Source organism: Pseudoalteromonas sp. Z1A8 (assembly GCF_011378855.1).
Taxonomy (GTDB): Bacteria; Pseudomonadota; Gammaproteobacteria; order Enterobacterales; family Alteromonadaceae; genus Pseudoalteromonas.
The window spans coordinates 58777-77478 of sequence record NZ_WTLB01000019.1; the positions used below are offsets into that span (position 1 = coordinate 58777).

At 39.4% G+C, this 18702-nt stretch carries 16 protein-coding genes; 10 read left to right on the forward strand and 6 right to left on the reverse strand.

Going from position 1 to position 18702, the window contains the following annotated elements:
- Window positions 1-337 precede the first annotated feature (337 nt).
- Both GQR55_RS09480 and GQR55_RS09485 read left to right on the forward strand, forming a co-directional pair.
- Window positions 338-1846: a sensor histidine kinase gene (locus GQR55_RS09480; RefSeq protein ID WP_165728999.1), complete on the forward strand. Its 1509-nt coding sequence runs from the start codon at window positions 338-340 to the stop codon at window positions 1844-1846.
- Entirely contained in the window at window positions 1840-2520 is a 681-nt protein-coding gene (locus tag GQR55_RS09485) for a LytTR family DNA-binding domain-containing protein (protein WP_166420391.1), read from the forward strand. The genes GQR55_RS09480 and GQR55_RS09485 overlap by 7 nt, the downstream gene beginning before the upstream one ends.
- Before the next feature lie 124 nt (window positions 2521-2644).
- Here GQR55_RS09485 and GQR55_RS09490 read toward each other — a convergent pair whose 3' ends face one another.
- On the reverse strand, window positions 2645-4693 hold the full coding sequence (locus GQR55_RS09490) for a TonB-dependent receptor (protein WP_166420392.1): 2049 nt from the start codon (window positions 4691-4693) through the stop codon (window positions 2645-2647).
- A 674-nt stretch (window positions 4694-5367) separates the two neighbouring features.
- Here GQR55_RS09490 and GQR55_RS09495 point away from each other — a divergent pair.
- Entirely contained in the window at window positions 5368-6924 is a 1557-nt protein-coding gene (locus tag GQR55_RS09495) for a PepSY-associated TM helix domain-containing protein (protein ID WP_166420393.1), read from the forward strand.
- Between the two features lie 83 nt (window positions 6925-7007).
- On the opposite strand, the gene yddG is transcribed toward GQR55_RS09495, so the two are convergent.
- A complete protein-coding gene (yddG, locus tag GQR55_RS09500) occupies window positions 7008-7916 on the reverse strand; it encodes an aromatic amino acid DMT transporter YddG (protein ID WP_024610848.1) in 909 nt (302 codons plus the stop codon).
- A 181-nt stretch (window positions 7917-8097) separates the two neighbouring features.
- Here yddG and GQR55_RS09505 point away from each other — a divergent pair, with 181 nt between their 5' ends.
- From GQR55_RS09505 to GQR55_RS09535, 7 genes are all read left to right on the forward strand, one after another.
- Window positions 8098-8751: a TetR/AcrR family transcriptional regulator gene (locus GQR55_RS09505; protein ID WP_004334664.1), complete on the forward strand. Its 654-nt coding sequence runs from the start codon at window positions 8098-8100 to the stop codon at window positions 8749-8751.
- Between the two features lie 3 nt (window positions 8752-8754).
- Window positions 8755-9237 carry a putative 4-hydroxy-4-methyl-2-oxoglutarate aldolase gene (locus GQR55_RS09510; protein ID WP_149593213.1) on the forward strand — a complete coding sequence of 161 codons (483 nt, stop codon included), beginning with the start codon at window positions 8755-8757 and terminating at the stop codon, window positions 9235-9237.
- 465 nt (window positions 9238-9702) lie between these two features.
- A complete protein-coding gene (locus GQR55_RS09515; protein WP_166420394.1) occupies window positions 9703-10905 on the forward strand; it encodes an amidase family protein in 1203 nt (400 codons plus the stop codon).
- Entirely contained in the window at window positions 10902-12503 is a 1602-nt protein-coding gene (locus GQR55_RS09520) for a gamma-glutamyltransferase (protein WP_166420395.1), read from the forward strand. The genes GQR55_RS09515 and GQR55_RS09520 overlap by 4 nt, the downstream gene beginning before the upstream one ends.
- The gene (locus tag GQR55_RS09525; protein ID WP_166420396.1) at window positions 12491-13315 is read left to right on the forward strand and encodes a sulfite exporter TauE/SafE family protein; all 825 of its coding nucleotides are present in this window, start codon (window positions 12491-12493) and stop codon (window positions 13313-13315) included. Before GQR55_RS09520 ends, GQR55_RS09525 begins: the two co-directional genes overlap by 13 nt.
- 3 nt (window positions 13316-13318) lie before the next feature.
- Window positions 13319-14548, forward strand: a complete 1230-nt coding sequence (locus GQR55_RS09530) for an alanine--glyoxylate aminotransferase family protein (RefSeq protein WP_166420397.1) — start codon at window positions 13319-13321, stop codon at window positions 14546-14548.
- 14 nt (window positions 14549-14562) lie between these two features.
- Entirely contained in the window at window positions 14563-15846 is a 1284-nt protein-coding gene (locus GQR55_RS09535; RefSeq protein WP_166420398.1) for an allantoate amidohydrolase, read from the forward strand.
- 128 nt (window positions 15847-15974) lie between these two features.
- Here the strand turns inward: GQR55_RS09535 and GQR55_RS09540 are convergent, their stop codons facing one another.
- The 4 genes from GQR55_RS09540 to GQR55_RS09555 form a co-directional block, all read right to left on the reverse strand.
- Entirely contained in the window at window positions 15975-16277 is a 303-nt protein-coding gene (locus GQR55_RS09540) for a hypothetical protein (RefSeq protein ID WP_166420399.1), read from the reverse strand.
- 68 nt (window positions 16278-16345) lie between these two features.
- Window positions 16346-16570: a DUF1272 domain-containing protein gene (locus tag GQR55_RS09545; protein ID WP_166420400.1), complete on the reverse strand. Its 225-nt coding sequence runs from the start codon at window positions 16568-16570 to the stop codon at window positions 16346-16348.
- Window positions 16564-16923, reverse strand: a complete 360-nt coding sequence (locus GQR55_RS09550) for a 2OG-Fe(II) oxygenase (protein WP_166420401.1) — start codon at window positions 16921-16923, stop codon at window positions 16564-16566. Before GQR55_RS09550 ends, GQR55_RS09545 begins: the two co-directional genes overlap by 7 nt.
- 306 nt (window positions 16924-17229) lie before the next feature.
- Window positions 17230-18417: a hypothetical protein gene (locus GQR55_RS09555; RefSeq protein ID WP_166420402.1), complete on the reverse strand. Its 1188-nt coding sequence runs from the start codon at window positions 18415-18417 to the stop codon at window positions 17230-17232.
- Between the last annotated feature and the right edge of the window lie 285 nt (window positions 18418-18702).

An 18702-nucleotide genomic window follows, 5' to 3' on the forward strand; every position in this document is an offset into this window, starting at 1 on the left:
CATCCTTAATTGGTATAGCACCAGCTTAAGAAAGCAAGTCAATACAAGCGAGAAAATAATGGTTAACGTATTGAAATAAATGATGAACATAAAAAAGTAACGTTGGTCATTTAAATATGACCTTTCATCATTTAAATAAACGGCCTAGTATACTTAAAACGGTTACTAACCCTATGAAATAAAATAATTATTTTAAAAATAAATTATGATTGAAACAGTTTTATGGATAAACTAGCGCGCTCAGCGTAGTGAATTGTGCAAAGGTAATGTTTAAAATAAAAAGACAATTTTATCTAAGCGTACCCGCTCAGAAACTATAATAAAAACGGAGTCACATATGCAGCAAGCCAATACACCAATATGGCAACGCTTTAGCATTACCCAGCTAATAATTTTTTTACCGCTAATAGCCGCTATTATGCTCGACTCTCATATACGCTTTTTGTCATCACATATGGATTCAACTAGCCAATATCTGGCTATTAATATTCAACTTTTTTTACAGTGTATTCCCTTTTTTATTGCCCATGCGTTTGCATATCGTTTATTACTTACACCCGCAATCATAGTTTGGCTGTTAGGCTTTTTAGCCTATCCATCTCTCTTGCTAGTATTTAATAACCAACTTCTTAACTTTTCGCAATGGCAATACCTTGATGCACAATGTTGGACACTGTGCGCATCTGCAAGTGGTATATGGCTTATTACTAAACGCACTAATAAAAATAACAATGTGTTGAGTAATAAATGGCTTAAATCCTTGTTTTCACTTGATACAGTCGTGTTTATAGTACTTTTAGGTTGGGCAATAGTTACATCAAGCATACTCAATACGCACACTGATCCTATGTTAAACCAGCCTATTGAGCCTGTTATTGATGTTTATAAAGTATTCACACAGTTTGATACTTTTTTGGGTTACCTTTGGCAAATTACTGTTTGTGCCGGATTAGTATATGGAGTGTATTTATTAAATAGATATTTATTAATACGCTACGTATTAACCTATCATGGCGTATTAATATTTTTGTTTGCAAGTTTAATAAGCCTCGTTGTACTTACACCTATATTAACATCGTGCTTGCTACTGTTACCTATTAACGATTTACCCTCAGGCATTGCTAACTTAACACCAGGCGGTAATGATAATATTTTCAGCCCTGAAAATTATCAGTTCGTATTTTTGTTTTTAGCTATAAGCACACCGATTATTTTAGCGTTTGAACGACAGCAACAACACGTTCAAATTAGCAACATTGCCCAGCAACAAACAAAAACAGAGCTAATGCTACTTCAGCAGCAAATTAACCCTCATTTTTTATTTAATACATTAAACAACCTTTACGCGCTGACATTAAAAAAAGCAGATAATGCACCAGATCTTGTTATGCAATTAGCTAATTTACTGCGTTACAGTGTTTATGAAGGCCAAAAAGCACAGGTGAGTTTAGAAAAAGAAATCAATTACTTAAAAGGTTTTATTGCATTACAGCGTTTGCGAAGCGCTGAGCGCTGCAACTTTGATGTGCAATGGCCTGAACATCAACAACACTATTTAATTTCGCCGCTACTGTTAATAATGATTTTAGAAAACGCGATAAAGCATGGTGTAGAGCCCACGTCACAAAAAGTAACGGTTGTGTTTAAAATCACCATGGCCGATAACATACTAACGCTATTTTCCTCTAACCCTATTCTACCTAATAACAATTCAGAGCATGGGATGGGACTTAACAATTTACGCCGTAGGCTAACTCTTTTATATCCAAATAAGCACACATTAATTATTAATGAAAATAAAAACCTTTGGCAAACCACACTTAAATTGGAGCTGGCTGCATGCTAAACACAATAATTGTTGATGACGAGCCGCTCGCGCATGACGTTATACTGCATCATTTAAGTGCCCATAAAGATATTAATATAAGCGGACAATACCTTAACGCTAAAGATGCATTATGTGCTTTAGCCACATCATCTATTGATTTGTTATTTTTAGACATAAACATGCCCGAACTATCAGGGATTGCATTACTAAAAGTGCTCGCGAATCGACCACAAGTGATTATTATTAGTGCGTATCAAGAATATGCTTTAGCCGGTTTTGAACTTGACGTAACTGACTACCTACTAAAACCAGTCTCTGCGCAACGCCTTGAACAAGCACTCAATAAAGTACGGAAAAAAAGAAAACACATAACGCTAAATCCCAAGGCACCTCTGACTATTACGCTTAAAATCGATCGTGAAAAACATAAAATTCAATTAAGCGACATAGACATGTTTGAAGCGTATGGAAATTACGTAAGAGTATGGCAAGGTGAAAAATCATTACTTGCAAGCAGTACTCTCAAATACATATTGCAGGAACTTGATACTTCATTTATTCAAGTCCACAAATCTTACGTGATTAACAAACATAAAGTGGTCGCGTTAAGTACTGAAAGCGTTCAACTAGCATCAGGCGTGTCAGTTAAAATTGGCAAGTCATTTAAACAACAAGTGCGCGACATTATTTAATTTAAGCTCGGTTAAAGTTCCCCCTTTATTTAAAAGCCCTAATGCTTTAGGGCTTTAGGGCTTTAAATTATTTTACCTTTAAAAAGTAGCGTTACAATTTCCAATTCATTATTTTAGAAGCACGTTAAAAACGATACGTTACTGAAGCACCTAACGTTTGAGGATTCACTACCGCAACATAACCTGTTGGGTAGGGACCACTTGCAGGTTCAACTGACGTAAATGCTTCTTCATCTAATGCATTATTAATAAAAGCACTCACCAACCAATGATCGCTGTTATAGCTTATTGTTGCACGCGTAATTGTATAACCTCCGGCAACACGCTCTTCTGTATTAGTTAAATCTCCATAGTAATCGTCTACATAATTAGCGCTCACATTTAACTTTAAGCTATCTGTAAACCAATGCGATAACCCTAAACTTGCAGTTAGCTCTGGTGCTGAGTTTAATTCGTTACCCACTGCATCTGAATAAGTCGCTGATTCATCTATTTTAGTTTTTAATAAACCTAGCCCTGCATGTAACTGCCATTGCTCACCTAGCATGCTATATGCTTCAAGTTCTAAGCCATAGCTATGCGCATCGTCAATATTAGTGATTTTTCGACTTGAGCTTAAAGCTTGATAACCATTAAAGTTATTGTAAAAAATATTAGCACTAATATTTAAATCACCATTATTTAGTACGCTACGCGAGCCTACTTCATAGGTATTTACTGATTCTTGCTCGTAGTAATAGTATTCTTGTGCAGCAAAATCTAAGGCACCACCACCAGCGTTATAACCACGACGAGCACTTGCCGATAAGGTAGTGTTATTAGTTACTTTATATTGAACAGCTACCGTAGGTAGTTTTATCGTATTAGAATTATCTAATTGCTCAACTAATCTGCTGCCACCAAAAGCCATATCAAAATTACGAAGTTGTTCTTCACGCTCAACTCGCAGCCCCGCTGTTAACGTAAGCTCATTTGTTAACTCAAAGCTTGTTTCGCCATAAATTGCTTTAGAGTCACTACTATCGTCACCAAAATAATTGGTTGCACCAACGCTTTTAAAGTCTTGTTCACGGTCAAAATAAGCAATACCTACAAAGCCCGAATAAAAATCACTATTTAAGCCAAAGTTTAATTTACTATCAATTGTGATATTTTTTTCATCCATAGAAATATCAGACTCTGCACTGGCAAGTGCCTCATATGCTTCAAAGCCCCATTCATAATCCATATATGCGAGTAGTATATCGAACGAAAAGTTATCATTTATTTTATAATCAATATTTACCTGAGTCGTGTCTGACTGGGTATCCATATCGCGCTGAAATAACGGTACATAATCAAACGGTTCATCACCTTCAAAGTACTTACGACCTGTATTACCCTCTTCACTGTAGGTAGAGTAAGTTAGCTGTACAGCTAAATCTGTTGTTGGGGTATACAGTAATTTTGCACGCGTACTACTGGTATTAAGCTTATTTAAGTTTTTATCTGTTGGATTGGTTTCATGTATCGTTGGGTTGCTAAAGGTTTCACCATTTACATATTGAGTAGACAAACGAAATGCTAGTACATCCTCAATTAAAGCCCCCGAAACAACAGCGGCTGTATCAAGGTAACTATCTTGATTTCTATACCCAACGCGTACAGCACCTTCAAAATCTTGTGTTGGTGCTTTGGTTGTCATATAAACTGCACCACCAATGCTATTACGACCATTGCTAGTTGACTGCGGTCCACGGTATACCGCGATTTGATCTATATCCCACAAACCTGTATCACCGGTTAAATCAGCTACAAACGGCTGACTTACACCATCAACAAGCGTTGATACTCTTGCTTTAGAGCCACCACTAAATGAGTTAAAACCTGTTGCACCACCATTACCCGACACACCGCGCATATCTGGCACGGCTCCAGTAAGTACCACTACATTTGCCATTTCTGCCAAAGCTTCTGAAACCGAACCTAGTTGTCCATTTTCTAATAGTGACTTATCTACCACTGCAACCGATGTAATCGTATCTTTGAGTGACCTTTCGATTTTTTCGCCTGTTACAATAATTGTATCTATTGATTCTCGACTTGTTTCATCAGCAAATGCATTACTTTGAGCCAATAACAAAGAGCTTGTAATCAGTAGTGAAAGTTTATTAGGCTTAAATGAAGCTACCACAGTTATTTCCTTTTATGGATAGTTGTTTTATTTTTCGAAAAAATAGCACAAACACACACTTGTTGCAATTGAGTTTAGTTATCATTTAGAATAGCAACATCATTAATAAGTGTTTTAATTTATGTTGCAACTTACCCTTTCTCTTATTTTATTTACTGCTACATCCCTGTTTTATCTTAGTAACCGCCACCAACGACTTCTAAGTAAACCCATTAACAAAAGCTGGCGCAAGCTCGCATTTATCCTTTTTGTTATTGCAATACCATTAGCCTTATATGCTTTTTCTAATGCGGCAGCCGTATTTTTTATCATTTTAATGATAATGCTCGCTTTAATAATAATTCCGATCGTAAGCCTGATTAAACACAAGGAAGTAAAATAATGTCATCTGCACAAAGGCAAAAAATAAAACCAACTTGGCTTGGCAAAAGTTTGGCTGGTTGTTTTTTAGGGCTAGCGCTAGCGTTTATTCTCGTTGCTTTTTTTGCATGGTACGGAGCGGGAGGCATAGATGCGCCCGACAAAGTGCAATTTAATATGTGGATGATACCCATTTTATGGTTAACTATTTTTAGCTTCACCTACCTGTTTAGTTCAGCAAAAAATGCTTGGCTGACACTTGGGGGCTTAAATATAACGCTATATAGTTTATTTATAATTTTAAGGAATTGGCTATGAGAGTAAGAGCCGATATTTTGCGTACCTACCAAGGCGTGCATACATGGACTGGAATAATTGCAGGTTTAGTACTTTTTATAGGTTTTTATGCTGGTAGTTTAACCATGTTTAAACACGAATTAGCACAGTGGGCAAACCCCGCCAGTGCACCAGTGACTAAACCACACACTAACAATCACCAAACATTGGTTGATCAAGCAATAGCTAAGTACCCTGAGCAAATGGGTAATGGTTTTTCTCTCGACTTATTAACAAATCAAGCGCCACTATCTTGGTATAGCCAAGGTAAAGAGCGCGGGATGAAACTTGATAATCAATTACAGGTGCTCTATCTAAACCAGCAAAATGATCTTGTAATACAGCAACAAAGTGAGAATAAACTTGCAGATTTAATAGATTACTTACATCGAACCGCAGGGTTTGCAGGCGAAATTGGGCACGACCAATCAGGCGTATATATACTCGGTATAGCATCTGCGCTGTACTTTTTAGCATTGGTGTCTGGCGTAATTATTTTACTACCTACGCTTGTAAAAACCTTTTTTGCGATTCGAAAAGAAAAAGGCGCCAGTCGCTTTTGGCTCGATAGTCATAATTTAGTTGGGATCGCCAGCTTGCCTTTTCATTTAATTATAGCGTTTACTGTGGTGGTATTTGCATTTCATGATCTGGTTTATGATGGTCTATCAGCATTTTATGACGATAAATCCTTTTTTCAACGACCTGCCCCAGCAGCACATAATTATCATATTGCAAACTTACCAAGCATAAATAAGCAGCTCCTAGCGGCAAAAAACTACGCCCCAGGTTATGAGCCAATTCACATTACATTTAGTCGTTTAAATACAAACAGTCCGACAGCAACATTAAAAATGAGTAATAGCAGCGCTGTCGTTCGCGGACCTGATACCGACTACTTATTCTTACACCCCTATACATTAGAAGTACTTAACTCAAGCTATCCGCAAGGAGATGATGGTGTTTGGGGTAATATAGTAGGAAGTTTCTTTTCACTTCACTTTGGTACTTATGGAGGTGAATGGGGACGTTGGGGGTATTTTGTTATGGGGCTACTTGGCGCATTCTTATTTTACTCTGGTAACTTATTATGGCTAGACAAGCGCTTTAAACAAGATGCCAACAAACGAAGTACACGATTTATGGCAAATTTAACAATTGGTGTTTGCTTAGGGTCAATGATTGCAGTGGTTGCCACTTTATTACAAGCTAAATGGACTAACCAATATATGGGTAACGCAAATTACAGCTATCTCTATAGTTACTATTTGGTATTTTTTGCCTTTGTTGCTTATACCTTTTTTAAAGGAACTCACCACGCTAGCTATTGGGGCTTAATGGGTATTGCACTTTTATCTGCTGGTATGGGGGGGTCAACACTTATACAGGCTTTATTAGCTGATGATTTTTTAAAATATTATCAAAGCGGTTTTGTTGATATTAGCGCTGCAGTATTTGCATTAATATTTTATTATTGTGCAAAAAAAGTTAGAAATAAATCAGTAAGCTATGCAGTTATACCTGCAAAATTATAAAGAAAAACTTAATGAGGCGTATTGCACGCCTCATTAAAGGTATAAGTTTAGATTTAAAATATAAAAACATTAACTAACGTAGATTAGTTTACTGTGCGTTTAGGCTTTTCTCGCGTTACAAAGTAGCAAATTAGCGAGCCCACTGTTACCAGTACAACCCCTTGCCAAAACGAAGCACTCAGCGTAATAGATAAATAAAGCGCCGAAATAATAGTAGAAAACACCGGTGTAAAGTACGAAAGCGTTCCAAGCAGCATTAAGTTACCGCCAATAATAGCTTGATTCCACAGTGCATAACCGCTCCCCACTACTACACCGGCTAATAATAATGTCATGCTTGAACTGAGTGAAAACGTTAATGGCGCTTCATTACTAAAACCATATTGCGCCCACAAACTCATTGCCGTAACAGTAAAAAATAACGTAATGGCATTTTTACCATTGCTCAGCTTTTGCGTTACTACGCAATAAATAGCCCATATAAACGCTGCAGCTAATGCCATTAAATAAGTAGCAGGATTATCAGCAAAGTTAGTAACAAGCGTATCGACCGACATTTCTTGATCGCCAGTAATACACCAAGCAACGCCTAAAAAAGCAATAATCATGCTTGGGTAAACCCAGTAACTTACTTTTTTACGACCAATAATAATAGAGAGCAATATTGTTAGCGTGGGCCATAAATAATTAATAACCGCCATTTCCATTGCCTGATGACGGCTATTTGCCATACCAATAGAAAGCGCCAAACAAATTTCGTACGATACAAATAATAAAGTACCTACTACCAAGTAGCGTTTCGAAAAACCACTAAACTTGGGCACTCCCATAACCAAAATTAAAAATATCGCACTGACAGAATACATAGCCGCAGCACCACCAATGGGGCTAAACAACTCAGAAATATCCCGTAGCAATGCAACTAAGCAACTCCACAGTAATATTGCAGCGACTCCATACAGTGTATATTTATTTTTGCTTATAAAATCCATTTGCCAACCCAAAAGTACTACTCGTAAATTTGAAACTAAACTAACAGTAATTATTTAATTAAACAATTAAAGTTAATAGCTTAAACCTCTCGCCTGTTTTTAACATTCACCCTTTTTAGTAATTGACCTTTTGGTCAGTAAAGCTACAATCAATCAATACGTTAAACACGCAAACTCTATAATGACCACACAAATAAAGCCAAATAAAAAAGAAGTGACACGCGAGAAAAACCAAAAACTAATTTTAGATGCCGCCGAGCAATTGTTTTCGCAATTAGGTTACGACGGAGCAAGTATGAGCATGGTTGCTAAAGAAGCGCAGGTGCCAAAAGCTAATATTTTGTATTACTTTAAAAGTAAAGATGGTCTGTATGAGTCTGTGATCGACCGCATAATAGCTAATTGGAACTTGGGCCTCGATAACGTCACAATTAACGACGATCCAGCTACCGTGCTTTATAACTATATTAAAAGCAAAGTAATACTCGCCGTAAATCAGCCAATGCAATCTCGCTTATTTGCCAGTGAAATACTGCGCGGTGCACCTTATTTACAAAACTACTTTAGAACCAATACCCGCCCTTGGGTTAAACAAAAGGTTGATGTACTTCAAGCATGGATGGACGCAGATAAAATGGATAAGGTTGATCCCTACCATTTGCTCTTTACTATTTGGTCTACCACGCAATATTACGCCGACTTTCAGGCTGAGGTTTTACTCGTAATGAACAAATTAGAGTACGACGAAACCGATGTGGCACAGATTACGCAATCAATTGCCCACATAATTTTAAAAGGTATTGGTCTTAAAATACCTGAGCAAAGTGAGACTTAACCCATGACATCCTTTACTACACCCGATTTATTTGACGATCATCGCGATAACGTACAAGTAGCAGACAGCGGCCTTTACCACTTTGGTAAAAAAACCACGTTTTATGGCAAAGTAGTTACCGTTACCTGCCCAGAAGACAACTCTTTTGCCGCCGATATATTGCATGAAAATGGTGAAGGTAAAGTATTAGTTATAAACGGGTTTGCGAGCAAACGCTTTGCGTTTATAGGCGATATTATGGCTGAGCGTGCCTTAAGTAATGGCTGGGAAGGCGTAATAATAAATGGCTGTTGCCGAGATATAGAAATACTCGCCACGATGAACTTACCTGTAATGGCGCTAGGCTCTACACCGCGTAGTACCTTAAAGCGCGGCTTTGGTGATAAAAACCAAGTTATTACCATGCTTAGCACCACCATAGAACCTAACGATTGGGTTTACGCCGATATTAACGGTTTAATCATCAGTAAAACGCCCCTTATTTAGCACTTAAAATCATATCAATAAAGACCAATTTGGTGCACCTTCGCACCAAGTTGGTTTTTTTTAACTCATTTTAGTGTCACTATTTTTATAGCCCGCATTTATAAACCTCATACAACCCACAAAAACCTGACCAATTGGACAGGATTTTAATTTATGGCATTCCTCTTGCTTAGTCTAAACACGATAAAATCAAAACTACCGATTAAAAAGCGGAGTTATACCAATTGCATTAAATTAGTGATCTATCATAACGCGAAGAAAATAGCGTAATAACAAGGAAAAAATTATGACATATAGTTGTTCTCTATGAATAATTTTTAACGAAGTAAGTGCGCTATTTAATCCGATAGAATGATCATGTTTTTAATAAAATTGGTATTCATAACAATAATAACCAGCCCGCTTTTTAATCACTCTTAACTTAATAAGTAAGTACTTGGTCAGTTTTATAATAATGAGCTGCAAATGAGTGATAAAAAAAACAACAAAAGTATATTTTGCTATCACGGTCCTACCCTGTGGCAAACAAACCACTCTGGTCTACTTGCAAACAATCGCTTAGCCGTAAAAGATGTATTTGCAGTAAAGGGCGAGCGTAACAGCGCAGGCAATCCACATTGGTTTAAAACAGCTAAACCGGCTCAAAATACGGCAAGCTCGGTTAATAAGCTCATGACCGCTGGTTGTAACTTTATAGGCTTTACCCACACAGACGAACTGGCTTATAGCTTAGAGGGTAATAATATACATTATGGCGCTGCGCAAAATCCTAAATTAAAAGGGCATGCTTGCGGTGGTTCGAGTATGGGTTCGGCAGCAGCCGTGGCTGCTAACTTAGCCGATATTGGCTTAGGTACCGACACTGGCGGCTCAATTAGAATACCCGCCAGCTATTGTGGTTTATATGGCATAAGGCCAAGCCATAACGTGATTGAAAAAGATGGCCTAATACCCTTGGCTCCGCCTTTTGATACCATAGGTTGGCTTACCCAAAGCGCAGAGCTATTAAGCGATGTAGGTAATGTACTGCTACCAAATCAAGCTATTAATAACGTTAATACCTTAGTTATTTGTGAGCCGTTATTTGAACTCGTTGACCCTGCTTTAAAAGCTCCACTTAAACAATTGCTTGAAAAAACCAAACCTAATTTTAAGCACCATAAAGAATTTGAACTACCTAACAGCAGCTTATTAAACGAACTTGCTGATAGTTTTAGAGTACTGCAAGGGCGAGCAATCGCAAAAACGCATAAAGATTGGCTTCAATTGCAGGGGCAACTTCCCCAGTTTGCTCCAGCAATTGCGGCACGTTTTAATATGGCGCTTGCCCTAACTGATCAAGAAGAACAAGAAGCACTAAAAGTACAAACCCAATGGCAAGCAATCGTGGCTAATAATTTAGATAAGCACAGCTGTTTATTTTTACCCACCACCCCCACAACCGCACCTAAATTAGGCGCCGACACAAACGCCTTACGCATGCAAATTATTACACTTTCGGCAATTGCAGGGCTTAGTGGCTCAGCGCAAGTGCATTTACCGCTGGCTGATTTAGCAAATGATCATCCGTATGGTTTTTCACTAATGATGAGCCACGGTAACGATAAAAGCCTACTTGCTTGCGTACAACAATTAGCTGCACACTTTAAACAGGACACACCGGCATGACCACACACAACATTGCATTTACCGCGTCTCACTTTTCGGCCACTGAGGCGGGTATAAATATACTAAAACAAGGCGGTACAGCCACCGAGGCTATGGTAGCCGCAGCAGCTGCTATTAGTGTTGTATATCCGCATATGAACTCAATTGGTGGCGACAGCTTTTGGCTTATCGATAACCCCAATAAAAAAAAACCCACAGCTATTGACGCCTGCGGCCGCGCAGCAACTAATATAACTGCGTATAACATGCTCACGCAAATACCAGATCGCGGCGGATTAAGCGCACTGACTCAAGCGGGTACAATACGCGGTTGGCAAAAAGCGCTTGAGCTTGATGAGCACGCAGCACTGCCACTTTCAAAAATTTTAGCGCCTGCCATTGAGCTTGCTCGCGAGGGCTTTACCGTTACAAAAAGCTTGCAAGCGGGCTGCGAAAAACTAGCCGCTGCGAACAATACCAATGATGCGTTTAAAAACCTTTACATACCCGATGGTAAACCCTTGCAAGCAGGTCAGCATTTTAAAAACCCTAAACTTGCAGCAACATTTGAATACTTAGCAAAACATGGTTTAAACGCATTTTATGAAGGCGCACTTGCTAACTCATTTGCCGCCGACTTAGCAAAAGCAGGCAGCTCAATCACCGCAGGTGATATTGCAAATACAAAAGCCGAGGTCGTTACTGCGCTAAATGCTAACTTATCAGGTATTGATTGCTACAACTTACCCGCGCCAACACAGGGCGTGCATTCACTACAAATAATTGGTGCCGTAAATAAGTTAAAGCATTTAGCTAAAACCGATGCCGACTGGACGCACTTAATTGTTGAGGCAACTAAACAAAGCTTTACGCATCGCCCTACCCTTTGGGCTGATCCTAATGTGTTAGGGGATGATTATAAAAAAGCACTAACTGATGATCGCTTAAGCCAACTTGCTAACAATATTGATATGAGTAAAGCCAAACAATGGTCATTTAACGCAGAGCCTGGCGATACCGTGTGGATGGCTGCAAAAGATAAAAACGGGCAATTAGTAAGCTTTATTCAAAGTATTTACTGGGAATTTGGCAGCGGAATACTAATGAGCGAAGGCGGCTTTGTGTGGAATAACCGAGGTTTAAGCTTTAGTTTAAACAATGAAGATATTGATGCGAGTAACAATATTAACGCCCTTGCGCCAAATAAAAAGCCGGCTCATACACTTAACCCAGCAATGGCAAAGTTTAGCGATGGTCGTCGACTTGCTTACGGAACAATGGGCGGTGAAGGGCAACCACAAACCCAAGCCGCTGTTTTTGCAGGCTACGCATGGCGAAATAAATCAATAAAACAAGCAATTAGCGACCCTCGTTGGTTACTTGGACGCACATGGGGCGATACAAGTACAAATTTAAAAATTGAAAAGGGGTTAGTTTTTCATATAGAACATGAATTAAATCAACGTGACCACGATTGGGTAAGCGTTGATAATAATAGCGAAATGATGGGGCACGCTGGGGCTATTTTAGATACACCTACAAGCCTTGAAGCTGCAACAGATCCTCGTTCAGATGGACGTGCAACAGTAACTACAGCAGGAACACAATGTCAGAAATAATAAACCAATGGCCAATAGTAGCGGCCTTAATAGCAACCGGTATTTTTGCCGGAATTTTAGCAGGACTTTTTGGTGTAGGCGGCGGTATTGTTATCGTACCTGTGCTGTATTTTTTACTGCAAGGTTTTGGCGTAAGCCCAGAGTCGGCAATGATGATAGCCACCGCCACATCACTTGCAACCATAGTACCTACTTCGCTTTCATCTATTCGCTCGCATCATAGCAAAGGAAATATTGACCTTGCGCTAATAAAATACTGGGCACCGTTTATATTAGTTATGGCGGTAGTCGGTAGTATTATTGCTCATTCCGTTCGCGGTAACGCATTAGTGCTCATGTTTGCCTGCATTGCCATTTTGGTAAGCCTTAATATGTTATTTAGAGCCGGCGCACCCGCGCTTGTAAAACAACTGCCAGGTAAATTTGGTCAAGGCGTTATGGCAAGTATTGTAGGTGGTTTGTCGGTAATGATTGGCATAGGCGGCGGTACTATTGGCGTACCTATGCTAAACGCATTTAATGTACGCGCCCATGTTGCAGTAGGAACTGCGGCCGTTTTTGGTTTATTGATTGCGCTACCAGGTGTTATTACCTTATTAAGTATTGGCACAACGCCAACCGATGCTCCCCTAGGTACGTGGGGGTTAGTTAACCTCCCTGCCTTTTTTCTTATTATTCCGCTGACTATTTTATTTGCGCCTATTGGCGTAAAAATTGGTAGCAAGCTGGATCAAAAACAACTAAAACGCGCTTTTGCCGTTGTCTTAATGATAACCGGCATTCGCATGCTCATTCAGACTCTGGGAGCCTAAAATATGTTTAATAACACGCAAGTTCAAACCTTAAACCCACCACAGCGTTTATTAATGGGACCAGGCCCTATTAATGCAGATCCTCGTGTTTTACGTGCTATGTCGGCGCAGCTTATAGGTCAATACGACCCAGTAATGACCGATTTTATGAACGAAACCATGGCACGTTACCGCGAAATTTTTAAAACTAAAAACGAATGGACCATGCTAATAGATGGCACATCGCGCGCAGGTATTGAAGCCGTATTATGCTCAATTTTACGCCCAGGCGATAAAGTACTAGTGCCAATTATGGGGCGCTTTGGCCACCTACTTGCTGAAATAGCAGAACGCGTTGGCGCAAAGGTGCACACAATAGAAGTACCGTGGGGCGAAGTGTTTACGCCAGAACAGATCGAAAAAGCCATTGTTGATGTAAAACCCCATGTGCTTGCTATGGTACAGGGCGATACATCCACCACCATGAACCAACCTCTTGAGCATATTGGCGATATTTGCCAAAAGCACGATGTACTATTTTATTGCGATGCCACCGCATCTATTGTGGGTAACGAACTTCCTGCCGATGAGTGGAAACTCGATGCACTTTCTGTTGGCCTACAAAAGTGTTTAGGCGGTCCTTCTGGATCAGCGCCATTAACACTAAGCGACAAATGCGCCGAGTGGATCCAAAAACGTAAAAAGGTAGAAGCAGGCATTCGCACTGCCGATCATACCGATGGCACAGAACCCTTTGTGCGCTCTAACTATTTTGATTTAGGTATGATCATGAATTACTGGGGGGAAGAGCGCCTAAATCATCATACCGAAGCCACCAGCATGCTGTACTGCGCCTCAGAATGCGCCCGCATAGTCATTGAAGAAGGCGTGGATAACTGCGTAGCGCGCCACAAATTACATGGCGATGCCATGCTAACCGGCATTCAAGCACTGGGCTTAAATGTATTTGGCGATTTAACGCATAAAATGAACAACGTGCTGGGTGTTTATATACCCGAGGGCATTAATGCCGATCACGTACGCGGACAAATGCTAACCGATTTTGGAATAGAAATAGGCACCTCGTTTGGCCCACTGCATGGCAAAATTTGGCGTATTGGCACCATGGGCTACAACGCCCGCAAAGATGCTGTATTACAAACACTTGCAAGCTTAGACGCTTGCTTACATGCCAACGGTTACAAAGGCCCTAAAGGCGAAGCCGCCATTGCCGCCCTCGCTCACTATAAATAAAAAAAGGATTTAGCATGACGATTGTAAGTCCCCTTTTAAAGCCTTTGTTAAACAAAGAACTTGCTGATGAATACGCAACACGCGCTTTATCTCGCTGTAAAACCCTCAGCGCACTATCGCAAATGCAAGGCGGTATTCACCGCGTGTACTTATCAAAAGAGCACAAAGAGTGTAACGCTGTTACTGCATCGTGGATGGTTGAGGCAGGCATGCAATCGTGGCAAGACGAAGTGGGCAACCTTTGGGGGCGGTTTAAATCATCAAACCCCCATGCTAAACGTTTAATTATAGGATCGCACCTCGACACCGTACCAAACGCAGGTGCGTTTGATGGTATTTTAGGTGTACTACTGGGGATAGAAATTGCAGCGCTTGCACATAAGTTAAAGCTCGACCTGCCCTTTCATTTAGATGTAGTGGGCTTTTGCGATGAAGAAGGCACTCGCTTTGCCACAACTTTAATTGGCTCAAAAGCCCTCGCTAACGAATTTGACCCACAGTGGCTAAACATTGAAGACACAAACGACATAACTATGCGCCAAGCCATGCTCGACTTTGGCCTAAACCCTAACGACTACGCAAAGGCCGCACTAAACAAAAACGAATTACTAGGTTACTGGGAAACTCATATTGAACAAGGTCCTGTACTCGAATCGGTTAATCAGGCGTTAGGCGTTGTAACGGCCATTGCAGGGGCAAAACGCGCCATGCTTACCCTAACAGGCCAAAGCGGTCATGCAGGCACTACGCCTATGAACTTACGTCAGGATTCGTTAGCAGGCTGCGCTGAATTAGTAACCGAAATTGAAAAACTAGCAAACAATGCTAAAAATGGCGAAGTTGCCACCGTAGGGCAAATACAATCTCGCCCCGGTGCAACAAACGTGATTGCAGGTAAAACAACCATAAGCCTAGATGCACGCGCACAGAGCGACACCGATCTCGCTAACTCACTAAGCGCCATACAAAGCAGCGCTCAATCTATAGCAAGCAAACGCAATTTAACGCTTGATTGGCAATGGACTCATGCCGCCGATGCCGTAGCGTGCGACACCTCTATTCAGCATTTATTTACCAGCGCATGTAAACTCAACAACCAAGCATCGCCTTCACTTGCCTCAGGCGCAGGGCACGATGCAATGGCAATCGCTCCTATTTGCCCTGTTGGCATGTTGTTTATACGCAGCCCTGGCGGTATAAGCCATCACCCAGCAGAAGCCGTTATCGACAGCGATGTAACAAAGGCACTCAGTGTAATGTACAGCGCGCTTTTACTTTATGCGAAAGAGTGTGAGTGATTTTAAGGTAATCGAGTAAACCAAGTATATTAACTTAGTATGCTTAGGGGCTTAAACCTCCTCAAAGTCATTTGGAGGTTATTACTGAAGGCAGGTAAATGCAGGAATATACGTTATTTAAAGTAGCTTTATCGAGCTGCCCTTTGCTCTTTTAGGCTAAGGCGTTTATGTGAGCTATATACATGTTGGGTATTTGTATCATTGACCAAATATGCATCCATTTCAACAGTAATTAGCCCCGATAATGGCTTAATTTCTAGAACACCCAACTCACCTAAATTTGCAGATAGTAAAGTATTATTCCTAAAAGCGAACAAAGTTTTGTCAGTATCTCGTAAGTCACCATTTACATATAATTTAGCACCACTAAACCAAGCGTTAATTATTTTAACTTTGATTGACTTAACAGTAAATTCAAAGGATTTTCTCATCAGATCTCCATACTCAGAAAATGTAATTATTATACTTTGTGTTCTTATGTGTTTGGCGCACGACCACTTTATTTTAATACCCGCTTAGTCGATGCTGGGTAATTTTTTAGTGCAGCCAAAGGGCGAATTGGCCGCTGAACCAAATTACCTGAGCAGTTTGGGCACACGTTATTTAACACCGTTTGAGCACAGCCAGAACAAAATGTGCATTCAAATGAACAAATAAAAGCCTCTGTGGACTGTGCAGGTAGATTCTTATCACAACATTCACAATTAGGTCTTAAATCTAGCATTTAGAGCTCCCTTTTATCCACCCTATGCTGAGTAAATATCTATTACCTTTTATAACTTTTGATACCTGATGCTCACTTACATCAGGGCGGAATAGCTTAACCCGCTTTGTTTCAAATATCGGATCACTGTAAATAAACTCACCACCCGAATCTGCTTTTTTAAGCACTATATTCAATCGATAGTGTTTACCAGATTCAACTTTGTCTGTGTGTGGTGTTATTTCACTTCCTTGTGGGAATTTAAGCAAATATGTATCAAATTTAATTGGCCACGTAGCACCACAAATCAACATTTTATCGTAGCCTGACTTTTGCCTGCCTCGCTCCCAACAAAATAATTTACTCAAAAACATAAAACTCCTCGAAGCACCTAACAAGCAGCAGATTAACTCGTTTTTTATTTATTTTTATTGATAAATAAACCATAGCCGAGTTCATATTTTGGTTCAATCGTTTACTGTATTTTACGTGGGATATAAAAGGGCGTTTGAGTGACTTTATTGACGAACTAAGGGCTTATCTTTCTTAATACATCGCGTTTTGCAGCTTTTCTACATTATGAACAAGGCAATACAGTTGCCGCAGCGTAAAGAAACAGCTAAACAGGACAGCCATTCTAACTTAATGAAAAAACTTAGGCTGGTGTCACTGTTAATTTATCAAAAATTGAACATGTTTTCGAGAGCCGCTTCTAAAGACATGGGCATATGACGTTTATTCATAATTCGGTTGTTAAGCTCTTCTTTAAGTGATTTAACCGTAGTGCAATACTCTAAACGTTTAGCAATTTCATCACATTCATTATTTAGCGCCGCTAAATGGTTTACAAAATTATCTTTAATTTGCGCTTTACTACGACCATTAAACTTACGCCACACAATTGTATATTGGTCATTACTTTCTTTTTGTTGGCGATGCTGTTCATTTAGCTCGATTATTTTATTTTGCAGTAACGGTATTAAGTTTGCTTTGGTTTCTTCATCAAAATCGACATCGTCGTCAAAATGGCTTATGTAAAGCTGTAATAAAGTAAAACCGTCTTTCTCTTTTCGAGCTTGTACTAACTGTTGCATTAGTTCGTGTTTTTCTGCTTTTTTTACAAGATCAGATTCTTTATCTGGATGCAACTTAGATGCTAAACGTTTATACATTTTGTTTAGTTGCGAGCCTTTAAATAACTTTTCTAATTTTGAGTTGTTTTTTTGTTGTTTAATTTCATCGCGATCAAATCGTTCGTGTTGGTCAAAAAAGTCATCCCAATCTTCATCTTGTTCATAGTGCATATTATCTGCACTAAACGCTTCATCATCTTTCTCCTCACCAAAACCTTGCTCGTCAAGGTGCTTATAAAGCAATGAAGGCTCAGCTGTTATTTCTCTCAGTTCGTCATCTGTTAATTCTAAACCGGGGAAATCTTGTTGTAACATCTTACGTAATATATTTAACTCTGAAGAAGGGATTGTACTAACCGTATCTTGGTTATATTTATTTAGGTAAGATTGAAAAATTTGAGACACTTCCTCAACATTCAATTCGCCAATGAATGGATGTTCTGACAAATAATCTAAATCTTCATTTATCCAATCTACAAGTTCATTACGCTGTTCAATAGTTAAACTTTTACGTTGGATAAACTTACTAAAATGAATAATTTGCTCTGCAATCATTTGAGCTTGGAGTTGCTCATGGTGCTCTACTTGTTCTTGAAATTGAGAAAACAGGGTCTGCTTTTTAATATCAAAGTTTGCGTTACGCTTAGTATGTTTTTCAATTCGCTGCCATAAACGCTCTAATTCAGAGGGCGTTCTAGTCGCCGCTTGTTGCTTTACATTTTTTAAAAATGTCATATTAAGTTCCACTAAAATTTGTATCCATTACTTTTTATGCACGTAATTTGTATGCTTTAATTATAAATTTAATTAAAGCATACATAAAGCCAAGCATTAAAAAAGTAACTAAACAATTATTTAATGCTTTAGGTCAATAAGGATAAAAAGCGCCTGAGTTCATTTAAGAACAATATGCTAAACAGTGACTTTAACTAATATTTACTCATAGGTTAGACATTAAGAGAGAATTGGATTCAGGCCGCATTTTAATCGTCCTTTTTCTTTATCTCTTTTTGGGTTCGC

Excerpts from the sequence above, each read along its gene's own strand:
- GQR55_RS09495 (WP_166420393.1), top strand. The coding sequence starts at position 5,368 with ATGAGAGTAAGAGCCGATATTTTGCGTACCTACCAAGGCGTGCATACA.
- GQR55_RS09485 (WP_166420391.1), top strand. The coding sequence starts at position 1,840 with ATGCTAAACACAATAATTGTTGATGACGAGCCGCTCGCGCATGACGTT.
- GQR55_RS09520 (WP_166420395.1), top strand. The coding sequence starts at position 10,902 with ATGACCACACACAACATTGCATTTACCGCGTCTCACTTTTCGGCCACT.
- GQR55_RS09535 (WP_166420398.1), top strand. The coding sequence starts at position 14,563 with ATGACGATTGTAAGTCCCCTTTTAAAGCCTTTGTTAAACAAAGAACTT.
- GQR55_RS09510 (WP_149593213.1), top strand. The coding sequence starts at position 8,755 with ATGACATCCTTTACTACACCCGATTTATTTGACGATCATCGCGATAAC.
- GQR55_RS09555 (WP_166420402.1), bottom strand. The coding sequence starts at position 18,417 with ATGACATTTTTAAAAAATGTAAAGCAACAAGCGGCGACTAGAACGCCC.
- GQR55_RS09515 (WP_166420394.1), top strand. The coding sequence starts at position 9,703 with ATGAGTGATAAAAAAAACAACAAAAGTATATTTTGCTATCACGGTCCT.
- yddG (WP_024610848.1), bottom strand. The coding sequence starts at position 7,916 with ATGGATTTTATAAGCAAAAATAAATATACACTGTATGGAGTCGCTGCA.
- GQR55_RS09505 (WP_004334664.1), top strand. The coding sequence starts at position 8,098 with ATGACCACACAAATAAAGCCAAATAAAAAAGAAGTGACACGCGAGAAA.
- GQR55_RS09525 (WP_166420396.1), top strand. The coding sequence starts at position 12,491 with ATGTCAGAAATAATAAACCAATGGCCAATAGTAGCGGCCTTAATAGCA.
- GQR55_RS09550 (WP_166420401.1), bottom strand. The coding sequence starts at position 16,923 with ATGTTTTTGAGTAAATTATTTTGTTGGGAGCGAGGCAGGCAAAAGTCA.
- GQR55_RS09530 (WP_166420397.1), top strand. The coding sequence starts at position 13,319 with ATGTTTAATAACACGCAAGTTCAAACCTTAAACCCACCACAGCGTTTA.
- GQR55_RS09480 (WP_165728999.1), top strand. The coding sequence starts at position 338 with ATGCAGCAAGCCAATACACCAATATGGCAACGCTTTAGCATTACCCAG.
- GQR55_RS09545 (WP_166420400.1), bottom strand. The coding sequence starts at position 16,570 with ATGCTAGATTTAAGACCTAATTGTGAATGTTGTGATAAGAATCTACCT.
- GQR55_RS09540 (WP_166420399.1), bottom strand. The coding sequence starts at position 16,277 with ATGAGAAAATCCTTTGAATTTACTGTTAAGTCAATCAAAGTTAAAATA.